The sequence below is a fragment of the Aeromicrobium sp. JJY06 genome, from assembly GCF_044069275.1.
Classification (GTDB): domain Bacteria; phylum Actinomycetota; class Actinomycetes; order Propionibacteriales; family Nocardioidaceae; genus Aeromicrobium; species Aeromicrobium tamlense.
This window is the reverse complement of the sequence record NZ_JBIMRD010000001.1, coordinates 1,074,257-1,100,833: the sequence shown is the minus strand read 5'-3', so window position 1 is coordinate 1,100,833 and position 26,577 is coordinate 1,074,257. Positions and strand designations below refer to the sequence as shown.

The 26,577-nt window shown below is 71.5% G+C and carries 27 protein-coding genes and 1 tRNA gene; 14 read left to right on the top strand and 14 right to left on the bottom strand.

Annotation, left to right across the window (positions count from 1 at the left end; genetic code table 11):
* Positions 1-62 precede the first annotated feature (62 nt).
* From serS to ACGWYL_RS05535, 4 genes are all read left to right on the top strand, one after another.
* Entirely contained in the window at positions 63-1,346 is a 1,284-nt protein-coding gene (gene serS, locus ACGWYL_RS05550; RefSeq protein WP_179427503.1) for a serine--tRNA ligase, read from the top strand.
* Positions 1,343-2,128, top strand: a complete 786-nt coding sequence (locus ACGWYL_RS05545; RefSeq protein WP_179427505.1) for an HAD family hydrolase — start codon at positions 1,343-1,345, stop codon at positions 2,126-2,128. Before serS ends, ACGWYL_RS05545 begins: the two co-directional genes overlap by 4 nt.
* A 148-nt stretch (positions 2,129-2,276) precedes the next feature.
* Positions 2,277-4,253, top strand: a complete 1,977-nt coding sequence (gene acs / locus ACGWYL_RS05540; RefSeq protein WP_179427507.1) for an acetate--CoA ligase — start codon at positions 2,277-2,279, stop codon at positions 4,251-4,253.
* A 64-nt stretch (positions 4,254-4,317) separates the two neighbouring features.
* Complete coding sequence (locus ACGWYL_RS05535; RefSeq protein WP_179427509.1) at positions 4,318-4,743, top strand: phage holin family protein; 426 nt, start codon at positions 4,318-4,320, stop codon at positions 4,741-4,743.
* Here ACGWYL_RS05535 and ACGWYL_RS05530 read toward each other — a convergent pair.
* From ACGWYL_RS05530 to nth, 4 genes are all read right to left on the bottom strand, one after another.
* Positions 4,721-5,527: a hypothetical protein gene (locus ACGWYL_RS05530; protein ID WP_269304322.1), complete on the bottom strand. Its 807-nt coding sequence runs from the start codon at positions 5,525-5,527 to the stop codon at positions 4,721-4,723. The genes ACGWYL_RS05535 and ACGWYL_RS05530 overlap by 23 nt on opposite strands.
* Positions 5,527-6,693, bottom strand: a complete 1,167-nt coding sequence (locus ACGWYL_RS05525; RefSeq protein ID WP_395486636.1) for a MarP family serine protease — start codon at positions 6,691-6,693, stop codon at positions 5,527-5,529. Before ACGWYL_RS05525 ends, ACGWYL_RS05530 begins: the two co-directional genes overlap by 1 nt.
* A gap of 2 nt (positions 6,694-6,695) precedes the next feature.
* Positions 6,696-7,337, bottom strand: coding sequence for a CoA pyrophosphatase (locus tag ACGWYL_RS05520; RefSeq protein ID WP_179427515.1), 642 nt, complete (start codon positions 7,335-7,337; stop codon positions 6,696-6,698).
* A gap of 76 nt (positions 7,338-7,413) precedes the next feature.
* Complete coding sequence (gene nth / locus ACGWYL_RS05515) at positions 7,414-8,145, bottom strand: endonuclease III (protein ID WP_395486635.1); 732 nt, start codon at positions 8,143-8,145, stop codon at positions 7,414-7,416.
* Positions 8,146-8,226: 81 nt separating this feature from the next.
* On the opposite strand from nth, the gene ACGWYL_RS05510 reads away from it, so the two are divergent.
* A complete protein-coding gene (locus tag ACGWYL_RS05510; protein WP_269304316.1) occupies positions 8,227-8,904 on the top strand; it encodes a Crp/Fnr family transcriptional regulator in 678 nt (225 codons plus the stop codon).
* Between the two features lie 4 nt (positions 8,905-8,908).
* A complete protein-coding gene (locus tag ACGWYL_RS05505) occupies positions 8,909-9,544 on the top strand; it encodes a maleylpyruvate isomerase family mycothiol-dependent enzyme (protein ID WP_395486634.1) in 636 nt (211 codons plus the stop codon).
* Positions 9,545-9,566: 22 nt separating this feature from the next.
* Here ACGWYL_RS05505 and ACGWYL_RS05500 read toward each other — a convergent pair whose 3' ends face one another.
* The 4 genes from ACGWYL_RS05500 to ACGWYL_RS05485 form a co-directional block, all read right to left on the bottom strand.
* Positions 9,567-10,334, bottom strand: a complete 768-nt coding sequence (locus ACGWYL_RS05500; RefSeq protein WP_269304313.1) for an MBL fold metallo-hydrolase — start codon at positions 10,332-10,334, stop codon at positions 9,567-9,569.
* 76 nt (positions 10,335-10,410) lie between these two features.
* Positions 10,411-11,223: an NUDIX hydrolase gene (locus ACGWYL_RS05495; protein ID WP_395486633.1), complete on the bottom strand. Its 813-nt coding sequence runs from the start codon at positions 11,221-11,223 to the stop codon at positions 10,411-10,413.
* A gap of 1 nt (position 11,224) precedes the next feature.
* A complete protein-coding gene (locus ACGWYL_RS05490) occupies positions 11,225-11,683 on the bottom strand; it encodes a RidA family protein (RefSeq protein ID WP_395486632.1) in 459 nt (152 codons plus the stop codon).
* Between the two features lies 1 nt (position 11,684).
* Positions 11,685-11,840, bottom strand: a complete 156-nt coding sequence (locus ACGWYL_RS05485) for a DUF4177 domain-containing protein (RefSeq protein WP_153302903.1) — start codon at positions 11,838-11,840, stop codon at positions 11,685-11,687.
* Between the two features lie 77 nt (positions 11,841-11,917).
* On the opposite strand from ACGWYL_RS05485, the gene ACGWYL_RS05480 reads away from it, so the two are divergent.
* On the top strand, positions 11,918-12,898 hold the full coding sequence (locus ACGWYL_RS05480; protein ID WP_395486631.1) for an ArsA-related P-loop ATPase: 981 nt from the start codon (positions 11,918-11,920) through the stop codon (positions 12,896-12,898).
* On the top strand, positions 12,895-14,094 hold the full coding sequence (locus ACGWYL_RS05475; RefSeq protein WP_179427529.1) for an ArsA-related P-loop ATPase: 1,200 nt from the start codon (positions 12,895-12,897) through the stop codon (positions 14,092-14,094). Before ACGWYL_RS05480 ends, ACGWYL_RS05475 begins: the two co-directional genes overlap by 4 nt.
* 7 nt (positions 14,095-14,101) lie before the next feature.
* On the opposite strand, the gene ACGWYL_RS05470 is transcribed toward ACGWYL_RS05475, so the two are convergent.
* Positions 14,102-14,359 carry a WhiB family transcriptional regulator gene (locus ACGWYL_RS05470; protein ID WP_269304303.1) on the bottom strand — a complete coding sequence of 86 codons (258 nt, stop codon included), beginning with the start codon at positions 14,357-14,359 and terminating at the stop codon, positions 14,102-14,104.
* A gap of 209 nt (positions 14,360-14,568) precedes the next feature.
* Between ACGWYL_RS05470 and ACGWYL_RS05465 the strand changes: the two genes are divergently transcribed.
* On the top strand, positions 14,569-16,752 hold the full coding sequence (locus ACGWYL_RS05465; protein WP_395486630.1) for a transglycosylase domain-containing protein: 2,184 nt from the start codon (positions 14,569-14,571) through the stop codon (positions 16,750-16,752).
* 9 nt (positions 16,753-16,761) lie between these two features.
* Here the strand turns inward: ACGWYL_RS05465 and ACGWYL_RS05460 are convergent, their stop codons facing one another.
* From ACGWYL_RS05460 to ACGWYL_RS05450, 3 genes are read right to left on the bottom strand one after another with little or no spacing between them, the layout of a single operon-like run.
* Positions 16,762-17,223 carry a GatB/YqeY domain-containing protein gene (locus tag ACGWYL_RS05460; protein ID WP_395486629.1) on the bottom strand — a complete coding sequence of 154 codons (462 nt, stop codon included), beginning with the start codon at positions 17,221-17,223 and terminating at the stop codon, positions 16,762-16,764.
* Positions 17,224-17,259: 36 nt separating this feature from the next.
* Positions 17,260-18,024, bottom strand: a complete 765-nt coding sequence (locus ACGWYL_RS05455) for a hypothetical protein (RefSeq protein WP_395486628.1) — start codon at positions 18,022-18,024, stop codon at positions 17,260-17,262.
* The gene (locus ACGWYL_RS05450) at positions 18,021-18,965 is read right to left on the bottom strand and encodes an ABC transporter ATP-binding protein (protein ID WP_395486627.1); all 945 of its coding nucleotides are present in this window, start codon (positions 18,963-18,965) and stop codon (positions 18,021-18,023) included. Before ACGWYL_RS05450 ends, ACGWYL_RS05455 begins: the two co-directional genes overlap by 4 nt.
* 98 nt (positions 18,966-19,063) lie before the next feature.
* On the opposite strand from ACGWYL_RS05450, the gene ACGWYL_RS05445 reads away from it, so the two are divergent.
* The 5 genes from ACGWYL_RS05445 (at position 19,064) to ACGWYL_RS05425 (ending at position 24,120) form a co-directional block, all read left to right on the top strand.
* Positions 19,064-20,188 carry a sensor histidine kinase gene (locus ACGWYL_RS05445; protein ID WP_179427541.1) on the top strand — a complete coding sequence of 375 codons (1,125 nt, stop codon included), beginning with the start codon at positions 19,064-19,066 and terminating at the stop codon, positions 20,186-20,188.
* A complete protein-coding gene (locus ACGWYL_RS05440; RefSeq protein WP_179427544.1) occupies positions 20,185-20,781 on the top strand; it encodes a response regulator transcription factor in 597 nt (198 codons plus the stop codon). The genes ACGWYL_RS05445 and ACGWYL_RS05440 overlap by 4 nt, the downstream gene beginning before the upstream one ends.
* Positions 20,782-20,813: 32 nt before the next feature.
* Entirely contained in the window at positions 20,814-21,716 is a 903-nt protein-coding gene (locus ACGWYL_RS05435) for a metallophosphoesterase (protein ID WP_395486626.1), read from the top strand.
* An 18-nt stretch (positions 21,717-21,734) separates the two neighbouring features.
* Positions 21,735-21,808: transfer RNA gene (locus tag ACGWYL_RS05430), tRNA-Pro, on the top strand.
* Positions 21,809-22,170: 362 nt separating this feature from the next.
* The gene (locus tag ACGWYL_RS05425) at positions 22,171-24,120 is read left to right on the top strand and encodes an acetoacetate--CoA ligase (RefSeq protein ID WP_395486625.1); all 1,950 of its coding nucleotides are present in this window, start codon (positions 22,171-22,173) and stop codon (positions 24,118-24,120) included.
* 77 nt (positions 24,121-24,197) lie between these two features.
* Here ACGWYL_RS05425 and ACGWYL_RS05420 read toward each other — a convergent pair whose 3' ends face one another.
* Together ACGWYL_RS05420 and ACGWYL_RS05415 are read right to left on the bottom strand one after the other, a co-directional pair.
* On the bottom strand, positions 24,198-25,232 hold the full coding sequence (locus tag ACGWYL_RS05420) for an aspartate-semialdehyde dehydrogenase (RefSeq protein ID WP_395486624.1): 1,035 nt from the start codon (positions 25,230-25,232) through the stop codon (positions 24,198-24,200).
* Complete coding sequence (locus ACGWYL_RS05415) at positions 25,229-26,518, bottom strand: aspartate kinase (protein WP_269304290.1); 1,290 nt, start codon at positions 26,516-26,518, stop codon at positions 25,229-25,231. Before ACGWYL_RS05415 ends, ACGWYL_RS05420 begins: the two co-directional genes overlap by 4 nt.
* Positions 26,519-26,577 lie beyond the last annotated feature (59 nt).

The window sequence follows — 26,577 nt, the reverse complement described above, 5'->3', positions numbered from 1 at the left end:
GGCTGCCCCAGCGTAACCGCGCCGCGACACGTCGGCCGGTCACGCCTCGCTAGGCTGGCGGGGTGATCGATCCTCGACTGTTGCGTGACGAACCCGACCTGCTGCGTGCCGCTCAGGAGCGCCGCGGCGAGTCGCCCGAGGTCGTCGACGAGCTGATCGCGGCCGACGAGGCCCGTCGCGCCGCCATCGTGCGGTTCGAGGCGGTGCGCGCGGAGCAGAAGCAGCTCGGCAAGCAGATCCCGAAGGCGCAGGGCGAGGAGAAGCAGGCGCTGCTCGCCCGCACGAAGGACCTCAGCGCCGAGGTCAAGACCTCCGAGGCGGCGCAGGGCGCCACCGCCCAGGCGTTCGAGGAGCTCCTCAAGACCCTCCCGAACCCCACGGTCGACGCGCCTCCCGGCGGCGAGGACGACTTCGTCGTGCTCGAGGAGGTCGGCACGCCGCGCGACTTCGCGGCCGAGGGCTTCGAGCCGCGCGACCACCTCGAGCTCGGCGAGATGCTCGGCGCCATCGACATGGAGCGGGGGGCGAAGGTCAGCGGCTCGCGCTTCTACTACCTCACCGGCGTGGGCGCCCAGCTCGAGCTCGCGCTCGTGCAGCTGGCGATGTCGACCGCCGCCGAGTGGGGCTTCACGCCGATGATCCCGCCCGCGCTGGTCAAGCCGCAGGCGATGGACGGCACCGGCTTCCTCGGTCAGGCGGCCGACGACGTCTACCACCTGGAGAAGGACGACCTGTACCTCGTCGGCACGTCCGAGGTGCCCCTCGCGGCCTACCACGGTGGCGAGATCCTCCCCACCGAGTCGCTGCCGCGCCGCTACGCCGCCTTCAGCCCGTGCTTCCGCCGCGAGGCCGGCTCGTACGGCAAGGACACCCGCGGCATCTTCCGCGTGCACTGGTTCGACAAGGTCGAGATGTTCGTCTACACGACGCTCGACCAGGCCGCCGCCGAGCACGAGCGCCTGCTGGGCTGGGAGAAGGCCTGGCTGCAGAAGCTGGAGCTGCCGTTCCGCGTCATCGACGTGGCCGCGGGCGACCTCGGCCTCTCGGCCGTGCGCAAGTTCGACTGCGAGGCGTGGATCCCCACGCAGGGCAAGTACCGCGAGCTCTCGTCGGCCTCGAACTGCACCGAGTTCCAGGCCCGCCGCCTCGACGTCCGCACGCGCGGCGCCGCGGACGACGGCACCAGCCACGTCGCCACCCTCAACGGCACGCTCTGCGCCATGACGCGCACGATCGTCGCGCTGCTCGAGAACGGCCAGCAGGAGGACGGCTCGGTGCGTCTGCCCGCCGCGCTGCACCCGTACCTCGGTGAGGTGCTGCGACCCCTCGGTCAGGCGTCCGCGTGAGCTGGCGTCCCCGGCTCGTCGCCCTCGACGTCGACGGCACGATCGTCGACCACCGCAACACGCTGAGCCCTGCCGTGCGCGACGCCGTGCTGGGCCTGCGCGAGCAGGGGATCCCCGTCGTCATCGCCACGGGCCGCGCCGTGCCGGGCGTGTACGACGTGCTGGAGAAGCTCGGCTTCCGCGAGGGGCTCGGCGTGGCCAGCAACGGCTCGGTCGTCTTCAACGTCGACCCGTTCGAGGTCGTCCACACCACCACGTTCGACGCCAGCGAGGCGGTCAAGCGCGTGCTCGAGCGGGTGCCCGAGGCACTCGTGGCGGTGGAGGAGGTCGGGGTCGGCTACCGCGTGAACCGTGCGTTCCCCAAGGGCGAGATCACCGGCGAGATCATCCTCGACGAGGTCAACCGGATGGTCTCGCAGCCCGTCACCCGTGTCGTGGTCCGCGCGCCCGACCACGACCGCGACGAGTTCTCCGCGCTCGTGGAGGACCTCGGCCTCGACGGCACGAACTACTACATCGGCTACACCGCATGGCTCGACCTCGCGCCCGAGGGCGTCTCGAAGGCCTCGGGCCTCGAGGTCGTGTGCGCGTCGATGGGCGTCACCGCGGCCGACGTGCTCGCCGTCGGCGACGGCAGCAACGACGTCGAGATGGTCCGCTGGGCGGGCCGCGGCGTCGCCATGGGCCAGGCGCCCGACGAGCTCAAGCAGGTCGCCGACCACGTCACCGGCTCCGTCGAGGACGACGGCCTCGCGGCCGAGCTCACCCGCTGGCTCGACTGACCGGGGAATCGGTCACCCTCGCGCCGTTCGTCGCAGCGCACCCGCCGCTCGTCGGTGTGCGCTGGCGCACACCCGAGTCGGTGGGGCACCGTAAAGTCGTCACCAGTTGTGACCTGCGACACCCCCGAACCCGCCAGGAGGCCCACCCGTGACTCAGACCGGCATCGACAACCTCGCGAACGAGGACCGCAGCTTCGAGCCGCCGTCCGACCTGGCGGCGCACGCCAACGTCACCGCCGAGGCCTACGACCGCGCCGCCTCCGACCGGCTCGGCTTCTGGGCGGAGCAGGCCGAGCGCCTGACCTGGGACACCCCCTTCACCGAGGTGCTCGACTGGTCCAACCCGCCGTTCGCGAAGTGGTTCGTCGGCGGCAGGCTCAACGTCGCCTACAACTGCGTGGACCGCCACGTCGAGGAGGGCCGCGGCGACAAGGTGGCCTTCCACTTCGTCGGCGAGCCCGGCGACACCCGCGACATCACCTACTCCCAGCTCAAGGACGAGGTCAGCAAGGCCGCCAACGCGATCACCGAGCTCGGCATCGAGGCCGGCGACCGGGTCGCGATCTACCTGCCGATGATCCCCGAGGCCGTCATCGCGATGCTGGCCTGCGCGCGCCTGGGCGCCCCGCACACCGTCGTCTTCGGCGGCTTCAGCTCCGACGCCCTCGCCAGCCGCGTGGAGGACTGCGAGGCCAAGCTCGTCATCACCGCCGACGGCGGCTACCGCCGCGGCAACCCGTCGGCGCTCAAGCCCGCCGTCGACGAGGCCCTCGTCAAGCTCGGCGACCGGAGCCCCGTGGAGCACGTGCTGGTCGTGCGCCGCACGGAGCAGGACACCGAGGTCACCGAGGGCCGCGACGTCTGGTGGCACGACGTCGTCGACAGCGCCTCGCCCGAGCACACGCCCGAGGCGTTCGACGCCGAGCACCCGCTCTACGTCATGTACACGTCCGGCACCACGGGCAAGCCCAAGGGCATCCTGCACACCAGCGGTGGCTACCTCACGCAGTGCGCCTACACGTTCAACGCCGTCTTCGACCACAAGCGCGACACCGACGTCTTCTGGTGCACGGCCGACGTCGGCTGGGTCACCGGCCACTCGTACATCGTCTACGGGCCCACGGCCGAGGGCGCCACGCAGGTGCTCTACGAGGGCACGCCCGACAGCCCGCACAAGGGCCGCTGGTGGGAGATCATCCAGGACAAGAAGGTCACGCTCTTCTACACCGCGCCCACCGCGATCCGCACGTTCATGAAGTGGGGCGACGACATCCCCGCGCAGTACGACCTGTCCACGCTGCGCATCCTCGGTTCGGTCGGCGAGTCCATCAACCCCGAGGCCTACGTCTGGTACCGCACGAACATCGGCGGCGACCGCACCCCGATCGTCGACACCTGGTGGCAGACCGAGACCGGCGCGCACATGCTCAGCCCGCTGCCGGGCGTCACCACCGCGAAGCCGGGCTCCGCCATGGGCCCGCTGCCGGGCATCAGCGCCGAGGTCGTGAACGACGAGGGCCAGCCCGTGGGCAACGGCGAGGGCGGCTACCTGGTCCTCACCGAGCCGTGGCCGTCGATGCTGCGCACGATCTGGGGCGACGACCAGCGCTTCAAGGACACGTACTGGTCGCGCTTCAAGGACATGTACTTCGCCGGTGACGGCGCCAAGAAGGACTCCGACGGCGCGATCTGGCTGCTCGGCCGCGTGGACGACGTCATGAACGTCTCGGGCCACCGCCTGTCCACCACCGAGATCGAGTCCGCGCTGGTCTCGCACCCCACCGTCGCCGAGGCGGCCGTGGTCGGCGCCGCCGACGACACCACCGGCCAGGCGGTCGTGGCGTTCGTGATCCTGCGCGAGTCGGCGGGTGAGGCGGGCGGCACCGAGGAGGCGATCGTCGCGCTGCGCAACCACGTCGCGAAGGAGATCGGCCCGATCGCCAAGCCGCGCCAGATCATGGTCGTGCCCGAGCTGCCCAAGACGCGCTCCGGCAAGATCATGCGTCGCCTGCTGCGCGACGTGGCCGAGAACCGCGAGGTCGGCGACGCGACCACGCTGGCCGACTCGTCGGTGATGGACCTCATCACGGCCGGCCTGAAGAAGCCCGCGGCCGACCAGGAGTGACCCCGGGTCGGGGGTGCGGCGGTCACGACGGGCTGCCGCGCCCCGACTTGGGTACGCTCGCACCATGACGAAGCCCACGGACGACCCCACGATCGGACGACTCGTCGCAGATGTGACCCGCGATCTCTCCTCGATCGTCCAGCACGAGATCGCGCTGGCGAAGTCGGAGCTGCGCGTCAGCGTGAAGGCGGGTGGCCTGGGCATCGCGCTCGTGGCCGTCGCCGCGTTCCTGCTGCTGCTGGTGCTCATCCTCGGGTCGGTCACGATCGCGTACTTCCTGACGATGACCGGTCTGCACCCCGCGTGGGCGTTCCTGATCGTGACGGGCTTCTACCTGCTGCTCGCCGTGGTGCTCGTGCTGATCGCCTGGAGCCGCTTCAAGAAGGTGCGCGCCCCCGAGAAGTCGATCGGTACCGCCCGTCAGATCCCGTCGGCGCTCAAGCCCGGCGGCCCCGCCGGCACCCGCGTCAAGACCGTCGCGCGGAGCTGACCAGCCCCACCGCGGCGATCACCGCTCCGGCGACCGCCACCCACAGCAGGGTGGTGTCGAGCGACTCCACGATGCGTGCCGTCAGCACGTGGTTGAGCTCGCGGCCGGAAGCCGTCCCGGTCGACTGCTGCTCGACGACGCGCGGCACGCCCTCCCGCCCGATGACCCACCACGCGGCGGCCGCCAGCACCACGCCGACGCCCAGGGCGGCGAGCGTGGTGGAGCGGCGCCGCGACACGACGAGGGCGAGCAGCGCGGCGCCCAGCGCCACGGCGGCGGCGACCACCGCGAGCCCGGGCGAGCGCTCGGCCGCGGCCACGAGATCGCTCGGGTCCTCCTCGCTGAGGGTGACCACGAGCTCTTCCGGGCCGGTCAGGGGGATCGGCAGGTCGACCTCGCCCAGGGCGAGGCGCACCAGCGGCGCGACGTCGGCGCGGACGGACGTGGGGGTCGGCTCGGCGAAGAGCTCCTGATGAGCGCTGCGCGTCGTCTCGCGCCACGCCTCGCTCCAGTCGGGCGACTCGGTGAGGCGCACGATGGCGTCGCTGACGCCCGCTGCGATGCGGTCGTGCAGGGCGATGGGCAGGCCGGTCTGGTCGGCGAACGCCTCGCCCGCGAGGTCGGCCGCCCGCTCCTGCACCTCGCGGTCGTCGCCCACCCGGGACGTGAGGTCGACGAACCCGTCCTCGCTCTGCAGGTGCGTGGCGCTCCAGCCGGCGCCGATCGCGACGAAGGTGGCCACGGTGGCGACGCACCACAGCAGCGCGGCGGCCAGCGCGCGCATCAGGCGCAGCCTCCCGTGGAGACGGTGCGGTTCGCGCGCAGGGCCGCGGTGGCGACCGGCACGGTCTCGGCGGCCGTGACCGCGTAGCCGGTCTCGGCGTCGGACACCGAGGCCGCGAAGATGACGCCGATGACGTCGCCGTCGGCCGAGATCAGCGGGCCACCGGAGTTGCCCGAGCGCACCAGCGAGCGGATCGAGAAGACGTCGCGCGAGACGCGCCCCTGGCCGTAGATGTCGGGGCCGCGCAGGTCGAGCCGGCCACGCACGCGCGCCGCGCGGGCGTCGAAGGGACCGTTCTCGGGGAAGCCGAGGACGGCCGCCGGATCGCCCTGCTGCGCCCCGGTGTCGAAGCGGAGCGGGTCGCCGTCGAGACCCGGCACGTCGACGACGGCCAGGTCGAGCTCGGCGTCGAACCACACGGGACGGGCGTCGAGGCGGCGGTCGCCCAGCGTGACGGTGGGACGGGAGACGCCGGCGATCACGTGCGCGTTCGTCATGACCCGCTCGGGCGCGATGACGAAGCCCGAGCCCTCGATCGTGCGGCGGCACTCGGCCTCGCCGAGGATCCGCACGACGCTGCCGCGGGCGTCGCGGACCGACTTCAGCGCGAGCGTGTCCTGGTCCGGCGGATCCGTCTGCGGGATGATCTCGGTCTCGAACGGGTCCAGGTACCGCGGGAACACGTCGCCGGTGAGGGTGTCGGTGAACGACCGCAGCGCCGCGCCGGCCCGCTCGGGCATGAGCGTGTCGACCCGCGCCAGCACGGTGGAGTCGCGCACGGCCGAGCTGACGTAGGGCAGCGTGGAGGCGCTCACCGCGTAGCCGAGCGCCCACGAGGCCGCCATCACGACGACGGTGCCGAACGCCGCACCGAACACGGCGTCGATCGCCCGCCCGGGCCCGCGACCGATCCGCAGCGACCGCCCGATCAACGTCCCCAGGAAGTTACCGATCCCCGCGATGACGAAGACGAAGACGATCGACATGACGGCCTTGAGTGGGTCGCCCTCGCCCTGGGCGAAGAACTTCGGCGCGAGCGCGATGCCGAGCAGGAAGCCCAGCAGAAGGCCGCCGCCGGAGAACACGTTGGAGACGAAGCCGTGCACCCACCCCGCGTAGGCGTAGACGATGAACGTCACGACCAGGACGATGTCGAGCCAGTTCATGCTCACTCCGGGATGGGTCGGGTCCGGGAGGCGTCCCACGGGCGCTCCCACCCGAGGCGCTCGAACAGTCGGGCGATGATGCCGGCGGTGAAGCCCCACAGCGGGACGTTCGTGCCGATGTCGAAGGCGGGCCCGGTCCAGCCCGAGGGGTGCACGACGCTGAAGCGGCGCTCGGGGTCGAGCAGCAGGTCGAGCGGGGTCGGCAGGACGCGCTCGACCTCGTCGGGGCTGTGCGCGTGCAGGGTGCGCGGGCTCGTCCAGTAGCCCAGCACCGGGGTCACGGCGTGGTTGCTCGGCGGCAGCCACAGCGTGGGCAGGCTGCCGAACACGATCACCTCGCGGGGGTCGAGCCCGACCTCTTCCTCGGCCTCTCGCAGCGCGGTGTGGACCGCGTCGCGGTCGGTCGCGTCCTGGCGGCCGCCGGGGAACGAGATCTGTCGCGCATGGCTGCGCAGGGTGGCGGCGCGCTCGGTGAGCAGCAGCTCGCGGCCGTTCTCGCCGTCGGAGAAGAGCATCAGCACGGCCGCCGGGCGGGCCTCGGCCGGCGGGTGCGGGAAGCGAGGTGCGAGGTGCTCGGCCTCGACCGAGTCCAGCATCTCGGCCAGCGGGTGCAGCCACTCGGGCAGCGCGGCAACGTCGGTCATGCCGGCACCGCCTTCGGAAGGGCACAGTCTGGCAGTGCCGGCATTCCCCACCTCATCGCCGCTCGCTGGCGCTCGCTCATGCCGGCCCCTGCGTGGTGACGAGGGCCTCGGCGACCTCGGGGTCGGTGGGCCCGAGGCCGTACGAGGGGCACCACTGCGCCACGGGGCAGGCGCCGCACGCGGGCGTGCGCGCGTGGCAGCGACGGCGGCCGTGCCAGATCACGTGGTGGCACAGCATGGTCCAGTCGCTCTTCGGGAACAGGGCGCCGACGGCGTGCTCGGTCTTGACGGGGTCCTTCGCGGTGGCCTCGTCCACCCACTCCCAGCGCTTCACGAGGCGGGCGAAGTGGGTGTCGACGGTGATGCCGGGGACGTCGAACGCGTTGCCCAGGACGACGTTGGCGGTCTTGCGGCCGACGCCGGGCAGGCTCACGAGGTCCTTCAGCCGGCCCGGCACCTCGCCGCCGAAGTCCTCGACGAGGGCGGCCGAGAGGCGCAGCACGCTGTCGGTCTTGGCGCGGAAGAAGCCGGTGGGCCGGACGATCTCCTCGACCGCCGTGCGGTCGGCGGCGGCCAGGGCCGCGGCGTCGGGATAGGCGGCGAAGAGGGTGGGCGTGATCGCGTTGACGCGACGGTCCGTGGTCTGCGCGGAGAGCACCGTGGCGACGAGCAGCTGGAACGGATCGGCGAAGTCGAGCTCGCACCGGGCGTCGGGGTACGTCTGCGCGAGCACCCGGTTGATCTTGCGTGCGCGCCGCACGAGGGACGTCGCCGGACGTGTCGTCGGGGGCGTCGAATCGGCTGGCACGTTAACACCGTATCCGGACTCTTCACACACGCACGGGCCCAAGGTGGGTGTGATCTGGGTTGCATGTGGGAAACTAGCGCTGTGACCGATGATGTTCTGCGCCAAGCCCCTCTGTTCAACGGCCTCGACGACGACGCCTCCGGCGCGCTCGAGTCCTCCATGTCCACGGTGACGCTGCGCCGTGGCGAGGTCCTGTTCGCCGAGGGTGACGAGGGCGACCAGCTCTACGTCGTCATCGAGGGCAAGATCAAGCTCGGTCGTCGTTCGGTCGACGGCCGCGAGAACCTCATCGCGATCCTGGGCCCGGGCCAGATGTTCGGCGAGCTGTCGTTCTTCGATCCCGGCCCCCGCTCGGCCACGGCCACGGCCGTCACCGACACCGAGCTGCGCAGCCTCGGCCACGGCGCGCTCAACCCGGTCCTGCAGTCGCACCCCGACGTGGCCTACGCCCTGCTGAACCAGCTGGCGGGCCGCCTGCGCCGCACCAACGAGGTCGTCGGCGACCTCGTCTTCTCCGACGTCCCGGGCCGCGTCTCCAAGGCGCTGCTCGACCTCGCCGCCCGCTTCGGCCGCGAGGCCGACGACGGCATCCACGTCAACCACGACCTCACCCAGGAGGAGCTGGCGCAGCTCGTCGGCGCCTCCCGCGAGACCGTGAACAAGGCGCTCGCCGACTTCGCCTCGCGCGGCTGGCTGCGCCTCGAGCCCCGCTCGGTCATCATCCTCGACCTCGAGCGCCTCAAGCGCCGCTCGCGCTGAGTTGGTGGACGCCGCAGCGGTCCAGGAGCTCAGCCACGGGGAACGCCGCCGGCTGGTCGAGATCCTCGACCGGCTGACCCCCGAGCAGTGGGAGGCGACCTCGGCGTGCCCCCGCTGGTCCGTCGAGGACGTCGTCGCCCACCTGAGCGCCGCCGCCAGCACCACCACGCGGCAGTGGATCGGCAGCATCGTCCGCTCGAGGTTCGATCCGGACCGGCACAACGACCGCCTCATCGCCCGTCATCGCGGCGCCACGCCGGGCGAGACGCTGGAGACCTTCCGCGGACTCGTCGCCAGCCGCACCGCCGCCGCCGGCGCCCACGTCGCCATGCTCGGCGAGGTCGTGGTGCACGCGCAGGACATCGTGCGGCCCCTCGGCCTCGAGCTCGTGCCGGATCAGACCGCGGTTCTCGAGGTCGCCCGCTTCTTCGCCACGAAGGACTTCGCGGTCAACAGCCGCACGCTCGTGCGCGGCCTGTCGCTCAAGGCGGACGACGCGCCCTTCGACGTGGGCTCGGGTCCCCTCGTCACCGGCGAGCTGCTGACGCTCACCCTGGCGATGGCCGGGCGCGCGGACGCGGCCGCCGAGTTGGCCGGCTCCGGTGCGGAGGAGCTGCTCCACCGCATCGAGATCGCCTGACCCGCGTCGCGCCGTCCGCGGGTCAGGTCGTCTCGAGGTACTCCAGCTGGGCGCGGACCGAGAGCTCGGCGGCGTCCCACAGGACCGGGTCGACGTCGGCGTAGACCAGCTCGACGACCTCGCGCGCCGTGGTGGCGCCGCGCTCGACGGCGGCGCGCACCTGCTCGAGCCGCTCCTCGCGGTGGGCCAGGTAGTAGTCCAGGACGGCCGCCGGGTCCTCCACGACCGGACCGTGGGCGGGCAGGATCGTGGTGGCGCGGCCCTCCTCGACGATCGCCCGGAACTTCCGGATCGAGTCGAGGTAGGGCCCGAGGGCGCCGTCGGGGTGTGCCACCACGGTGGTGCCGCGGCCCAGCACCATGTCGCCGCTGAGCAGCGCCCGGTCCTGGGGCAGCAGGAACGCCACCGAGTCGCGCGTGTGCCCCGGCGCGGCCACGACGTCGATCTGCAGGCCGTCGACCTCGATCCGCTCGCCGTCGACCAGCGGGTCGGCCTCGCGGGTGTAGTCCGGCGAGATCGCGCGCGTGGGCGCGCCCGTGGCCTTCACGAACGACGCGAGCGCATCGGTGTGGTCCCAGTGGTGGTGCGTGAACAGCACGAGCGCCACCTCGCCCGCCGCCGCGGCGACCGCCTCGACGTGCTCGGCGATGTCGGGACCGGGGTCGACCACGACCGAGCGCGCGGCGCCCGGCTCGCGCAGGATCCACGTGTTGGTGCCGTCGAGCGTCATGATCCCGGGGTTGTCCGCCAGGATGAACGACGCGCGGTCGGTGATCCGCTGGTCACTCACGCCGACCTCCCCGAGATGAGTCGACGGTACGGGGAAGCCGGCGTGACATCCCCTCGGTTCGCTCGCTGGCGCTCGCTCACAGGTGCTCCTCACGCTCGGTCTCGAGCCACCACTCGCCGTCCTTGCGGACGAAGTGCGGCTCGATGGCACGGATGCGGCGCTCGGCCGCGGCGTCCAGCACCTCGGTGGCCGCCAGGGTCGAGAGCTCGCGACAGGTGACCGCGGTGGGCGGCATCATCGCGGCCTGCTTCGCGTCGACGAGTGCGAGCACCTCCGACAGTGGCGCCCACAGCGACTTGTCGGCCTCGGTGCTCACGGTGCCGATGCGCTGGCCCGCGGGGAGCGCGGCGACGAAGAACCGGGTGTCATAGCGCCGCGGTTCGAGGGCCGGGGTGATCCAGTGCGCCCACGCACCGAGCAGGTCGGCACGCAGCACCAGGCCCTGGTCGGCCAGGAAGCGCGCGAACGACATCTTCTTCGCCTCGAGGTCCTCGCGCGCCCACGCCAGGTCGGTGGTGTCGCCGACGACGGAGTGCTCGTCGGGCCCGGCCAGCAGCACGCCGGTCTCCTCGAACGTCTCGCGCACGGCAGCCACGACGAGCCGGGCCGCGCGGTCGGGTTCGCAGTGGAAGCGCTCGGCCCAGACCTCGGGGGCGGGGCCCACCCAGGTCATCGGCTCGCCGTCGTCGTCCTGCACGCCGCCGCCCGGGAACACGTACATGCCCGCGGCGAACGCCATGGCGGAGTGACGGCGCATGAGGAACGCCTCGATGCCGTCCTCGCCGTCGCGGACGACGGCGATCGTGGCCGCGTCCTTCGGGGTGACGGCCGTCTCGGGGTCGAAGTCCTTCAGCCGCTCCTGCATCCGGGCCGGGACCGGGACCAGCACGTCAGCGGACCTCGACGACCGCGTCGATCTCGACGGGCGTGTCGAGGGGCAGCACGGCGACGCCGACGGCGCTGCGGGCGTGCGATCCGGCGGCGCCGAACGCGGCGGCCATGAGGTCGCTCGCGCCGTTGGCCACGGCGGGCTGGCCCGTGAACGACGGGTCGCTCGCGACGAACACGGTCAGCTTCACGACACGGACGACCGAGTCGAGGTCGACCACCGAGCTGATCGCGGCGATGACGTTGAGCGCGCACAGCCGCGCGTACTCCCGCGCGTCCTCGGGCGTGACCTCGGCGCCGACCTTGCCGGTGCCGGGCAGGACGCCGTCGACGAACGGCAGCTGGCCGGACGTGAACACGTGCGAGCCGCTGCGCAGGGCCGGGACGTAGGACGCGACGGGCGCCGCGACCTCGGGGACCGTGAGCCCCATCGAGGCCAGGCGGTCGACGACGGCGCCCATGTCAGGCCACCGGGCGCTTGAAATAGGCGACGAGGTTCTCGGGGTTCATGCCGGGCACGATCTGGACCAGCTCCCAGCCGTCGCGCCCGAAGTTGTCGAGGATCTGCTTGGTCGCGTGGACGAGCACGGGGGCCGTCAGGTATTCCCACTTGGTCATGGCCCCGACTGTATCCCCGCGCGGGCGGGTGCGGTTCTCGCCCGACGTTCCGGCCCGACCCTCGGTAGTCTCGACGCGTGGCCAACTCGACTCCACTGCACGTCGTGACGGGCAAGGGCGGCACCGGCAAGACCACGGTGGCGGCCGCGCTCGCACTGGCGCTCGCCGGCAAGGGACTGAAGGTCCTGCTGTGCGAGGTCGAGGGCCGCCAGGGCATCGCTCAGCTCTTCGACGTCCCACCGCTGCCGTACGAGGAGCGCAGGATCGCCACGAGCGACGCCGGAGGCCACGTGCACGCGCTCGCGATCGATCCCGAGGCCGCGCTGCTGGAGTACCTGCAGATGTACTACCGCCTCGGTCGGGCCGGCCGGGCCCTCGACAAGTTCGGCGTCATCGACTTCGCCACGACGATCGCGCCGGGCGTCCGCGACGTGCTGCTCACCGGCAAGGTCTACGAGGCCGCCCGTCGCCGCACGGGCGACAAGTCCTCGCGATTCGTCTACGACGCGGTCGTGGTGGACGCACCGCCCACGGGCCGGATCGCGCGGTTCCTGGGCGTCAACGACGACGTGGCGGGTCTGGCGAAGGTCGGCCCGATCCAGACGCAGTCCGAGTCGATCATGAGCATGATGCGCAGCCCGCAGACAGCGGTGCACCTGGTCACCGTGCTGGAGGAGATGCCCGTGCAGGAGACCCTCGACGGCATCGACGAGCTCAGCCGCGAGGGGCTGCCCGTGGGGCACGTCGTGGTGAACCTCGTGCGACCGTCCCTGCTGTCCGACGACACCGTCGAGGCGCTCGAGGCGGGTCGCCTCGACGCGAAGGCCGTCGCGCCGGTGCTGGAGAAGGCCGGGCTGCCGCGCGACGCCGCCGCCACGCTGGTCGCCGACGGGTTCGGGCACATCGAGCGCCAGCAGCTGCAGAACGAGCAGCGCACGATCATCGAGGAGTGCGGTCGGCCGCACGTCACGCTCCCGCTGCTGACGGGCGGGATCGACCTGGGCGCGCTGCAGGACCTCGCCGCCGAGCTCGCGCCGCTCGTGGAGGACGCCCGATGACCGCCCGCGTGACCACCACCCCGCGCGAGCGCCGGCCCCGCACCGAGCGCCGGCTCTCCGCCACCGAGCAGCCGGCGCGGATCGACGTCGACGGCCTGATCGCCGACCCGACCACCCGCATCGTCGTGTGCTGCGGCTCCGGAGGCGTCGGCAAGACCACCACCGCCGCGGCGCTCGCCCTGCGCGCGGCCGAGCAGGGCCGCACGGTGTGCGTGCTGACGATCGACCCGGCGCGACGCCTGGCCCAGTCGCTCGGCCTGCTCGAGCTCGACAACACCCCGCGTCCGGTCAAGGGCATCGACACCGAGCTCGGCGGCTCGCTCGACGCGATGATGCTCGACATGAAGACGACCTTCGACGAGGTCGTCGAGGCGCACGCCTCGCCCGAGAAGGCCGCCGAGATCCTCGCCAACCCCTTCTACGTCGCGCTGTCGAGCTCGTTCGCGGGAACGCAGGAGTACATGGCGATGGAGAAGCTGGGCCAGCTGCACGCCGAGGACCGGTGGGACCTCATCGTCGTGGACACGCCGCCGTCACGGTCGGCGCTGGACTTCCTCGATGCTCCCGAGCGGCTCTCGTCGCTGCTCGACGGCCGGTTCATCCGGCTCATGCTGGCGCCGGCGCGCGGCCCGGCCAAGCTGCTGTCGGCGGGCCTGGGCATCGTGACGGGCGCGCTCAACAAGGTGCTGGGCGCGCAGGTCCTCACCGACATGCAGACGTTCATCGCCGCGTTCGACACGCTCTTCGGCGGGTTCCGCCAGCGGGCCGAGGCGACGTTCTCGCTGCTGCAGGCCGACGGCACGGCGTTCCTGGTGATCGCGGCGCCCGAGGCGGCGGCGATGCGCGAGGCGGCCTACTTCGTGGAGCGGCTGGCGGCCGACGACATGCCGCTGGCGGGCCTCGTGGTGAATCGCGTCCACGACGAGTCGGCGGCCGGCGTCACGGCGGCCGACGCCGAGTCGGCCTCGCCCCGCCTGGCGGACGGGCGGGCGGCGGAGCGCCGGACCGCGGAGCTGCTCGACGTCCATGCCGAGCGGATGCGGCTGGCGGAGCGGGAGAACCGCCTGCGCGAGCGGTTCAGTGCGGCACACCGCAACGTGGAGGTGGTGCCCGTGCCGGCACTGGACACGGACGTCCACGACCTCGGTGGCCTGAGGGTGATCGGTGATCACCTCGGCGCCCCGCAGGGCGCCTGAGGTCAGGTCAGCTGGCGGGAACGAGCAGCTCGCGCCACTTGCGGACGTTGGGCTTGCGACGCAGCAGGGCGCGGCGCTCACGCTCGGTCATGCCACCCCAGACGCCCCACTCGATCCGGTTGTCGAGCGCCTCGGCGAGGCACTCGGCGCGGACGCCGCAGCCGTTGCAGACGAGCTTGGCGCGGTTCTGCTCCGCGCCCTTCACGAAGAGATCATCCGACTTGCCGAGGCAAGCCGCGTTCTGAGACCAGTTGTCGTTCCACATGCGCAGAGACCCTTTCCCGAGATCCTCCGGGTCCCCGTGACCGAGAGGTGAACTTGTTTCTGCTGAGAAAGAGCCTAGGGATTTCCGCGGTAACCGGACAGATTCCTCCGGGTAGTTGATACATAGTCCCAAATAGTCATGTCGCTCCCGGGCCGCGCTGGTCTCGCCGGTGCCGGGGCGGGTTGCCGATCTCCCGTATCCTCGTGCCCATGGCGTGGCAGGACATGGGTGACTCGATCAAGAAGGTCGCCGAGAGCGAACCGCGGCCGACGTCGAAGCTGGGGGCGATCGGCTCGATCGCGTGGCTCTCGGTGCTGGCCGGAGTGATCGTCGCGGCGATCTTCGTGCCCGGCACGGCCTTCCTGGCCAGCACGTCGAACAAGGTCAGCAAGGACGTCGTCGACCTGCCGCTCGCGCTGCAGGACCTGCCGAATCCGCAGACCACCCGCCTGATCGCCTCCAACGGCAAGCGCGTCGCGTACTTCTACCAGGAGAACCGCCAGGACGTGCCGCTGAAGAAGATCGCGCCGGTCATGCAGACCGCGATCATCTCGATCGAGGACTACCGCTTCTACGAGCACGGCGCCCTCGACCTCAAGGGCACGCTGCGCGCCCTGATGAACAACGCCTCCGACGGCAACACGCAGGGTGGCTCGTCGATCACCCAGCAGCTCGTCAAGCTCACGCTCGTGCAGCAGGCCACGACCAAGGAGCAGCGCGCCGCCGCCACCGAGGTGTCCACGGCCCGCAAGATCCGCGAGCTCAAGCTGGCGATCAACTACGAGAAGAAGTACTCCAAGGACGAGATCCTGGAGCACTACCTCAACATCGCCTACTTCGGCGACGGCGCGTACGGCATCCGCGCCGCGGCCTACCACTACTTCTCGGTCAGCCCCGACAAGCTGTCCACCGCGCAGGCCGCCACGCTGGCCGGCCTCGTGCAGAACCCCGAGCAGTTCAACCCGCGCATCTACCCCGAGCGCGCGCTCCAGCGCCGCAACACGGTGCTCGGCGTCATGGCCCGCCTCGGCAAGATCCCCGAGGCCGAGGCCGAGGAGCTCAGCGCCACCCCGATCGGCCTGAAGATCACGTCGTTCCCCAACGGCTGCGTCGACTCCGAGGCCGCGTTCTCGTGCGACTACATCCGCCGCTACCTGCTGCAGGAGCCGGCGCTGGGCGAGACCGTCAAGGAGCGTCAGGCGATGCTCGAGCGCGGCGGCCTCACCATCAAGACCAACATCGACCTGTCGATGCAGAAGGCCGTCAACAAGGCGGTCACGAAGTACGTCGGCGACACCGACAAGGCGATCGGCTCGCTGGCCCTCGTCGAGCCCGGCACCGGCAAGGTGCGCGCGATCGGCCAGTCGCGCTCGATGGGCAAGGGCAAGGGCGAGACGTACATCAACTTCTCGGTGCCCCGCCGGTACGGCGACTCGAACGGCTTCCAGGCCGGCTCGACCTTCAAGATGTTCACCGCGGCCGCCGCCCTCGAGGACGGCATCCCCGCGAGCAAGTCCTACAACTCGCCGCAGACGATGAGGATCCCCACGGGCACCTACTTCGACTGCGACGGCAACGGCACCGGCCAGTGGGAGGTCAAGAACTCCACGGGTGCGGGCGGCTTCAACATGGTCACCGGCCTGCGCCGCTCGGTGAACACCTACTTCGCCCAGCTCGAGCGCGACGCGGGCCTGTGCGAGACGGTGAAGATGGCCAAGCGGATGGGCATCCCCACCGCCGAGCCCGACATCGACAAGGGCAGCCCCGGCAGCTACATCCCGTCGTTCACGCTGGGCCCGATCGACGTCAGCCCGCTCGACATGGCCGCCGCCTACGCCACGCCCGCCGCCGGGGGCATGTACTGCGAGCCCGCCCCGGTCGCCGAGATCCTCGACCGCAGCGGCAAGACGATCAAGAAGTACAAGCCCGAGTGCAAGCGCGCCATGAGCAAGAAGACCGCCGCCACGATCAACGCGATCCTCGTCGGCCTGCAGCAGCCCGGCGGCTTCGGCTACAGCAACGGCACCGGCCTGAGCATCCCGTCGGCCGCCAAGACCGGTACCACCAACGACAGCAAGGCCGTCTGGTACACCGGCTACACGCCCGAGATCTCGGCGGCGTCGATGATCGCGGGCATCAACAAGAAGGGCCAGCCGGCCGGACTCGTCGGCACCACGCTGCGCGGCACTCCGGTGTCGTTCTCCCAGGCCGGCGGCTCCTCGCTGGCGGGTCCGCAGTGGAAGGCGGCCATGGGCGAGATCGAGAAGTCGCTCACCCCGGCCAAGTTCGACTCGGTGACGCTGCCGTCGGCGCCCCGCGCCACGAAGAAGGGCGGCGGGGGCGACGACGATCGCCCGGGCCGCGGACGCGGCCGCGGCGGGGACGACGACTGAGCGAGGGGCTCAGGCGCCCAGCTGGCGCCTGACCTCGGCGGCCACGGCGCCGCCGTCGGCACGGCCCTTGGTCCGTGCCGAGACGGCGCCCATGACCTTGCCCATCGCCTTCATGCCCTCGCCGGCGGCGCCGGTCCGGTCGATGACGTCCGAGACGATCGCGGCGATCTCCTCGTCGCTGAGGGGCTCGGGCAGGTAGTCGGCCAGGATGGCGGCCTCGGCGCGCTCCTTCTCGGCGAGCTCGGGGCGGTTGCCCTCGTCGAACGCGGTGGCCGACTCGCGGCGCTTCTTGGCCTCCGACGACAGCACGGTGAGGACGTCGTCGTCGGTCAGCTCGCGCGCCTCCTTGCCGGCGACCTCCGCGTTGGTGATCGCGGCGAGCGCCATGCGGATCACGGAGGTGCGCAGGGCGTCACGGGACTTCAGGGCGGTGTTGAGGTCGTCGCGCAGGCGGTCCTTGAGAGCTGACATGTCGCCATTCTCCCACCGCCTGCGCGACGAGCGATCTCAGTGCCGCGGCTCCCAGCGGAACAGGCGCTTCGACAGGTCGTACCCGAAGTACGTCCACAGGGCGAGGCCCGCGACGGCCACGCCGACGTTGCCGTAGACGTCCATCTCGTAGGCGGCGCGCACCAGCGTCACGAGCGCGCCGCCGGGCGTGAGGTCGAGCCAGCGGTTCTCGGTCATCGGCGAGGCGATGAGGGTGCCGAGCGCGAGAGCGACGTAGGGCATGCTCGAGATCTGCGCGGCGCTGGCGTTGGGGGTCAGCGCGGCGGTCGCGGTGGCGGCGGTGACCGACGAGGCCAGCAGCCCGACGAGCGCCGCCAGCAGCCACCACCAGGCACCCGGCATCCCGTTGCCCAGCGCCACCATGGCGACCAGGACCAGCACGGTCTGGCCCAGGCACAGCAGGACCGGCGGCACGAGCAGGCCCGTCAGGATCACGAGGTCGGAGGACTCACCCGAGCGCAGCCGCTTGAGGAACAGGTCCTGGCGCCGGGTCACGAGGGTCGTCGTGGCGGTGATGTAGACGGTGAACATCACGAAGAACATGACGACCATCGAGACCATGCCGACCGATGCGGTGGTGTCGTCGGACGCCTCGACGGCGGTCTCGCGCTGGACGAACAGGAACGCGGCGAACATCAGCGGCAGCGCGGTGGCGCTGAACAGGACGGCCTTGGAACGTGCGATGAGCCGGAACTCCGATCCCGCGATCGCGCGGACGCGGGCGAGGGCGGTCGGCGAGGTGGGCGTGGTCGTGGTGCTCATGAGGCATCCTCCAGACGGTTGCTGCTGTGGCTGACGCGGGTGAAGATCTCGGCGAGACTGGCCTCCGAGGCGTTGAGCCGCTCGAGACGGTGGCCGTGCTGGTCGGCCCAGCGCAGCAGGCGGCCCAGCGAGGACTGCAGGTCGGCGACGTCGAGGCGGACGCGGTCCGCCGTGATGCGCAGCGAGACGGGGTCGACGACGGTGCGCAGCTCGCGGTCGAGGTCGGCGCCGGCCAGGCCGACGGTGGTGAACTCGATCGCGGCGGGTGCGGTGCCCACGACGTCCGAGACGCTGCCCTCGGTGGCGACGCGGCCCTCGTGCATGATCGCGACGTGGTCGGCCAGCGCCTCGGCCTCCTCCAGGTAGTGCGTGGTCAGCACGACCGTGGTGCCGCCGGCCTTCAGGTCGGCGACGAAGCGCCAGGCGGCCTCGCGGGACTCGGGGTCCAGCCCGGCCGACGGCTCGTCGAGGAACAGCACCTCGGGGTTGTTGAGCGTCGCGAGGATGAGGTCGAGCCGGCGGCGCTGACCGCCGGACAGCTGGACCACGCGGGTCCCGGCGCGGTCGGCCAGGCCGAGCCGCTCCAGCGCCTCGTCGGTGCGGCGGGGGTTGGTCGTGAGCGAGGCCCACAGGTCCACGGTCTCGCGCACCGTGAGGTCGCCGGCGAATCCCGACTCCTGCAGCATGATGCCGAGCCGGGGCCGCAGCCGGGCGCGGTCGGCGACCGGGTCCATCCCCAGGACGCGGACCCTCCCAGCGTCCGCGGCCCGATGTCCCTCCAGGGTCTCCATCGTGGTGGTCTTTCCCGCGCCGTTCGTGCCCAGCAGGGCGAACAGCTCGCCGCGCCGGACCGTCAGGTCGAGGTCGCGCACGGCGGTGAAGTCACCGTACGTGCAGGTCAGGCCGCGAACGTCGATCACGGCGTTGTCGGTGGTCTCCATGTCTCCACCCTCGCGGCCGGGGACCGGTGCCCACCAGCGCGTGGAGTCACCAGATCCGATGACATCTGTCATGCGCCTCCTCGGCTACGGTCGGGACCGTGAGCTCGAACCCCGACGGCTTCGTCGCGACCTGGCGCTACACCGCCTCGAGCCTGTGGATCTACGTCGTGTTCGGGACGATCGGCCCGGCGGCGCGGGCGACGGGCGACCTGGTCCAGGGCACCGCGGTCGTGCGCAGCGTCCTGCTGCTCGTGGTGATCGCCGCGGTCGTGTGGCTCTCCTGCCGGCCCCTCATCGCCGCGGCGCGCCACGGACTGGGGCATGAGCAGATCGCGTGGTCGCAGCGGGCGAAGTACCTCGCGCCGGCCCTGCTGGTCTACCCGCTGGCCTGGCTGCCGCCGACCTTCCCGCCGGGGATCGTCCTCGTGCCGTGGCTCGTCGTCTCGCTGCTGGCGATCGACGTGTCGCCACGGCGACGCAACACCCTGCTGGTGCTGGCGGTGCCGGTGCTGCTCGGCCTCTACGCCGTCGCGGGCTGGGACCAGCTGCTCGACCTGGACTTCCAGGGCGCGTACGTCATCGGCTTCATGGCCCTCTTCCTGCCGGCCGTCTCGGTGTTCCAGGTGTGGCTGTGGCAGCTCATGCTCCAGGTGCGGTCCGCGGGCGAGGCCGAGGCCGACCTCGCGGCGGTGCGCGAGCGGCTGCGCCTCGCGGCCGACCTGCACGACGTCCAGGGTCACCACCTGCAGGTGATCGCGCTCAAGGCCGAGCTCGCCGAGCGCCAGCTCGACCGCGATCCCGCCGCCGCGAGGGCGTCGATGGGCGAGGTCCAGCAGATTGCGCGCGATGCGATGACCGAGACCAAGGAGATCGTGCGCGGCTACCGGCGCACGAGCCTGCGCGAGGAGATGGCCAACGCGGCCGCCGTCCTCGAGGCGGCCGGCGCCGACGTCACCGTGGAGTGCGACGAGGGCCTCGACCAGCCGCTGTTCGCGCTGGCGCTGCGCGAGGCGACGACGAACATCCTGCGCCACAGCGCCGCGACCACCGTGCGGATCGAGGCGTCACCGGAGCGCCTGGCCATCACGAACGACGGCGCCCGCGAGGCCACGGGGTCGCCCGGCTCGGGCCTGGCGTCGCTGACCGAGCGGGTCGCGGCGGGCGGCGGCCGCTTGGCGGTCCGGCGCGAGGACGACCGCTTCACCGTCGAGGTGGTCCTGTGATCCGGGTCGTGGTCGTCGACGACGAGGAGATGATCCGCAGCGCGATCGTGGCCCTGCTCGCCCTGGAGGAGGACCTCGAGGTCGTGGGCGAGGCCGGCAACGGCGCCGACGGGCTCGACCTGGTGCGGACGCACGCGCCCGACGTCGTGCTGCTCGACCTGGAGATGCCGCCGACGGACGGGATCGAGGTCGCGACCCAGATCGACGGTCTCGCGCGGTCGGTCCTCATGACCCGCCACGCCCGCCCGGGCGTGCTCCGGCGCGCCATGGCCGCCGGGATCGCGGGCTTCGTGCCCAAGTCGAGCCCCGTGTCGGCCCTCGCGCAGGTCATCCGCGAGGTCGCGGCGGGCCGGCGCTACGTCGACTCCGAGGTCGCTGCAGCCGCACTGAACGCCGAGGCCTCGCCGCTCTCGGACCGCGAGCTGGACGCGCTGCGGCTGACCCGGCGCCACCTCTCGGTGGCCGAGATCGCGGGCACCCTGCACCTCGCCGAGGGCACGGTCCGCAACTACCTGTCGAGCGCGATGACCAAGACCGACACGTCCTCGCGGTACGAGGCAGCCGAGCACGCGTACGAGCACGGCTGGATCTGACGGCGGTCGGTGGCGGCCACTAGGCTTCCGGCATGCGACTGACCCGGCTGCTGGGAGCGACCACGGCGCTCGGACTGGGCACGCTCGCGTACTCCTACGTCGAGGCCACGCGCCGCTTCGTGGTGCGCGAGTTCACGGCGCCGGTGCTGCCCGCGGGGCACGAGCCGATCCGCGTGCTGCACCTGTCGGACATCCACCTCACGCCGGGCCAGCACGCGAAGCAGGAGTGGCTCGAGTCCCTCGCCGGGCTGCGGCCGGACCTCGTCGTGGACACGGGCGACAACCTCGCCCACCGCGACTCGGTCGTGCCTCTCGTGACCGCCCTCTCCGACCTCCTGCAGGTGCCCGGCGTCTTCGTCTTCGGGTCCAACGACTACTACTCGCCGAAGCTCAAGAACCCGGCCACCTACCTCACCGGTGGCACGGGCGTCGACACCGGCGGCGACTGGGAGCGCCCTCGCGACCTGCCGTACGAGGAGCTGCGCGCCGTGCTCTCCCACCAGGGGTGGCGCGACCTCAACAACCGGCGGGACGAGCTCACGGTCAAGGGCACCCGCATCGCCTTCACCGGCGTCGACGACCCGCACCTGCGGTTCGACCGGCTCGACCACCAGCCCGCCGACGCCACCGCCGACCTGCGCATCGGCGTCGCGCACGCGCCCTACCTGCGCGTGCTCGACTCGTTCAACGCCGCGGGCAACGAGCTGATCCTCGCGGGGCACACGCACGGCGGTCAGCTGCAGGTTCCGGGGTTCGGCGCGCTGGTCACGAACTGCGACATCGATCGGGCCCGCGCGAACGGCCTCCACACGCACCGGACCCCGGGTCACGACCGCTCGTGGCTGCACGTCTCGGCGGGCTGCGGGACCTCGCCGTTCACCCCGTTCCGGTTCTGTTGCCGCCCCGAGGCGACAGTCCTCACCCTGACCGGGTAGAATTTCTGAGGTTGCACACGGGGTGTGGCGCAGCTTGGTAGCGCGCGTCGTTCGGGACGACGAGGCCGCAGGTTCAAATCCTGTCACCCCGACCCACTCACGAAGCCCGGACTCCCTCGGAGTCCGGGCTTCGTGCCGTTCTGGGGTGCATCGGCCCACGCCCTCCCGATTGGCGCGTAACTCGCAGTTAGGGCACACTGACCGGGTGCCCGGATCGGTCCGGGCGCTCGGCAGCTCCGGTGAGCGGGTTCTCCCGCGTGTGTGCACCGGGGCGGGAAGGCCGAGGAGCCGCCCCGCGGGTGTTCCACCGTGCGGGGTGCGCCGGCGTGCTGGGGGGCATGCCGGCGCGAGCGAGGCGGTCGTCGGTCTGGTGGGGAAGCCACGGCCGGCGGCCGCCTCGCGACCTGCCCGGTCCCGACTCTCGTGCGTCGTGCGTCACACCTAGACTGCCGACATGCCTGCCGACGTCCTCTGGGAGCCCGCCCTCTCCGGCACCTCCGCGATCGAGCGCTTCGCCGCCTGGGTCGCCCGCACGAAGGGAGTGGACGTCCCCGACTACGACGCGCTGTGGCAGTGGTCGGTGGACGATCTCGCCGGGTTCTGGGGCGCCTGGGTGGAGTACCTCGACCTGCCGCACGACGGCACCGCCGAGCCCGTGCTCCCCGATGCCTCGATGCCCGGAGCGCGCTGGTTCCCCGAGCTGCGGCTCAACTACGCCGAGGCGATGCTGCGCATCCCGGGGCGCGCCGACGACGACGTCGTGGTGATCGCGCGGTCGCAGAGCCGCGACGAGGTCACGCTGACCGCCGCCGGGCTGCGCGAGCAGGTGGCGCGGGCACGACAGGGACTTCTCGCGGCCGGCGTCAGCCCCGGCGACCGGGTGGCGGCCTACGCGCCGAACATCCCCGAGACGCTCGTGCTGCTGCTGGCGTCGGCCAGCCTCGGCGCGATCTTCTCCTCGTGCGCGCCCGAGTTCGGCACGCAGAGCGTCATCGACCGGTGGCAGCAGATCGAGCCTGTGGTTCTGCTCGCCGTCGACGGCTACCGCTACGGCGACAAGGGGATCGACCGGCGCGACCAGGTGGCCACGATCACCGAGGCGCTGCCGTCACTGCGCCAGGTCGTCTGGCTGCCGTACCTGGACCCCGAGGCGCCCGCTCCCGAAGGCGCCACGACCTGGCGGGAGTTCACCGCCACCAGCGGCCCGCTCGAGTTCGCGCGGCTGCCGTTCGACGCACCGCTCTACGTCTTGTTCTCCTCGGGCACCACGGGCCTGCCGAAGCCGATCGTGCACGGACACGGCGGCATCACGATCGAGCACCTCAAGGCGCTCAGCCTGCAGAGCGACCTCGGCCCCGAGGACCGCTTCTTCTGGTTCTCCACCACCGGCTGGATGATGTGGAACTACCTCGTCTCCGGCATCGGCGCGGGCACCACCGTGGTGATGTTCGACGGCAACCCGGCCCATCCGGGCCTCGAGGCGCTCTGGCAGATGGCCGCAGAGGTCGGCGTGACGTACTTCGGCACCAGCGCCCCGTTCCTGCTCCAGTGCCGCAAGGAGGAGCTGCACCCCGCGCAGGTCGCCGACCTCTCGGCGCTGCGCGCGCTCGGCTCCACCGGCGCCCCGCTGCCCGAGGCAGGATTCCGCTGGGTCTACGACGAGTTCGACCCGCAGGTGCAGCTGGCCTCGGTCTCGGGCGGCACGGACACCTGTGCGGCGTTCGTCGGGGCGGCGCCCACGGTGCCGGTCTACGCGGGCGAGATCTCGTGCCGGTCGCTGGGCTGCGACGTGGACTCGTTCGACGAGCAGGGCCGGCCGGTGCGCGACCAGCTGGGTGAGCTCGTCATCAAGCAGCCGATGCCGTCCATGCCCGTCGGCTTCTGGGGCGACGACGACGGCTCGCGCTACCGCGCCGCCTACTTCGAGGACTTCCCGGGCGTCTGGCGCCACGGCGACTGGATCAACCTGACCTCGTACGGCTCGTGCACGATCACCGGCCGCAGCGACGCCACGCTCAACCGCGGTGGCGTGAGGCTGGGCACCTCGGAGTTCTACTCGGTCGTCGAGTCGATGCCCGAGGTCGCCGACAGCATCGTGGTTCACCTCGAGGACTCCGAGGGCGGCGCCGGGCGCCTGCTGCTGTTCGTGGCGCTCGTCGAGGGCGCGGTGCTCGACGACGACCTCACGAAGCGGATCGCCACCGAGCTGCGCTCGAAGCTGTCGCCTCGCCACGTGCCCGACGAGGTGCACCAGGTGCGCGGCATGCCGCGCACGCTCTCGGGCAAGAAGCTCGAGGTACCCGTCAAGAAGATCCTGCGCGGCACGCCCGTGGACGACGCGGCGGCCAAGGGCGCGCTGCAGAACCCCGAGGTCCTCGACGACTTCCTCGCCTTCCGCCCTTGACGAGATTTGCTCCCATTTCCACCTTTCAAGCCCTCTGAAAGGTGGAAATGGGAGCACATCTTGGGCGGGCTGGCAGATCAGACCAGCAGCTCGGCGATCTGGATCGTGTTGAGCGCGGCACCCTTGCGCAGGTTGTCGCCCGACACGAACAGCACGAGGCCCTTGTTGCCCTCGAGCGACTGGTCCTGGCGGATGCGGCCGACGAGGCTCTCGTCGCGCCCGGCCGCCTCGAGCGGGGTGGGCACGTCGGTGAGCGTCACGCCGGGCGCCGAGCCGAGGATCTCCTCGGCCTGCTCAGGCGTGATGTCGTTCGCGAACTCGGCGTGGATCGACAGCGAGTGGCCCGTGAACACCGGGACGCGCACGCACGTGCCCGCGACCCGCAGGTCGGGCAGGCCGAGGATCTTGCGCGACTCGTTGCGGAGCTTCTGCTCCTCGTCGGTCTCGTGCGAGCCGTCGTCGACGATCGCGCCCGCCAGCGCGATCACGTTGAACGCGATCGGCGCGACGTACTTGACCGGCTCGGGGAACTCGAGCGCGCGACCGTCGTGGGTGAGCGCGTCGGCCTTCTCGACCGTGGCGAGGGCCTGCGAGTGCAGCTCCTCGACGCCGGCCAAGCCCGAGCCCGAGACCGCCTGGTAGCTGCTGACGGTGAGCCGGACGAGACCGGCGGCGTCGTGCAGCGGCTTGAGCACCGGCATCGCGGCCATGGTGGTGCAGTTCGGGTTCGCGATGATGCCGCGGCCGCGGGGGCCGTCGCCTGCGGGGATGTCGCCGGGGTTCACCTCGCTGACGACCAGCGGGATGCTCGGGTCCTTGCGCCACGCCGACGAGTTGTCGATGACGGTCACGCCGGCCTCGGCGAAGCGCGGGGCCTGGACCTTGCTCATCGTGGCGCCGGCGCTGAACAGCGCGATGTCGAGGTCGGAGACGTCCGCCGTGGCGGTGTCCTCGACGACGATCTCCTCGCCGCGGAACGGCAGGGTCTTGCCCGCCGAGCGGGCCGAGGCGAAGAAGCGCACCGACTCCGCGGGGAAGTTCCGGTCCTCGAGCAACTGACGCATGACGGCGCCGACCTGGCCGGTCGCGCCGACGACTCCGATCTTGGTCATCGCCCGGTCCCTCCGTACACGACGGCCTCGGTGTCCTCGTTGCCCAGGCCGAAGGCCTCGTGGGCGGCGTTGACCGCAGCGTCGACCTCGTTCTCGCCCACGACGACCGAGATGCGGATCTCGGAGGTGGAGATCATGCCGATGTTGACGCCGGCCGCGGCCAGCGCCTCGAAGAACGTGGCGGTGATGCCGGGCTGCGAGCGCATGCCGGCGCCGACGATCGAGACCTTGCCGACGCTGTCGTCGTACTGCAGGCGCTCGAAGCCGATCTGGTCCTTGAGGCGGGCCAGCGCGGTCATCGCGGTCTGGCCGTCGTCGCGCGGCAGCGTGAAGGAGATGTCGGTGAGCGCCGTCGCGGCGGCCGACACGTTCTGGACGATCATGTCGATGTTGATCCGGGCCTCGGCCAGGGCGCGCAGGACGGCGGCGGCGTAGCCCACCTTGTCGGGCACCCCGACGACGGTGATCTTGGCCTCGCTGCGGTCGTGGGCGACCCCGGAGATGATGGCGTGCTCCATCGCCTGTCCTTCTTCCGTGTACTTGCTGACGTCTTCGGCGGCCACGACCCACGTGCCCGTCTTGTCGCTGAACGACGACCGCACGTGGATGGGCATGGTGTTGCGGCGGGCGTACTCGACGCACCGCAGGTGCAGGATCTTCGCACCGCTGGCGGCCATCTCGAGCGTCTCCTCGTAGGAGATCGCGGGGATGCGCGTGGCCGTGGGGACGATGCGCGGGTCGGCGGTGAAGATGCCGTCGACGTCGGTGTAGATCTCGCACACGTCGGCCTTGAGCGCCGACGCCAGCGCGACGGCGGTGGTGTCCGAGCCGCCGCGGCCGAGCGTGGTGATGTCCTTGGTGGTCTGCGAGACGCCCTGGAAGCCCGCCACGATGACGATCGCGCCGTCGGCGATCGCCGACTGGAGGCGGCCGGGCGTGACGTCGATGATCTTGGCCTTGCCGTGGACGTCGTCGGTGAGGACGCCGGCCTGCGAGCCGGTGAAGCTGCGCGCCTCCTGGCCCAGGGTCTCGATCGCCATCGCCAGCAGCGCCATCGAGATGCGCTCACCTGCGGTGAGGAGCATGTCGAGCTCGCGGCCCGGCGGGAGGGGAGAGACCTGGTTGGCCAGGTCGATCAGCTCGTCGGTCGTGTCACCCATCGCGGACACGACGACGACCACGTCGTGACCGGCCTTCTTGGTCGCCACGATGCGTTGGGCGACTCGCTTGATGCTGGTGGCGTCCGCCACCGACGAGCCGCCGTACTTCTGCACGACGATGCCCATGGACATTTCCTTGCTCTGGGGGTTGCTGGCACAGGGAGATGACGCCACGTTGCGCCTCG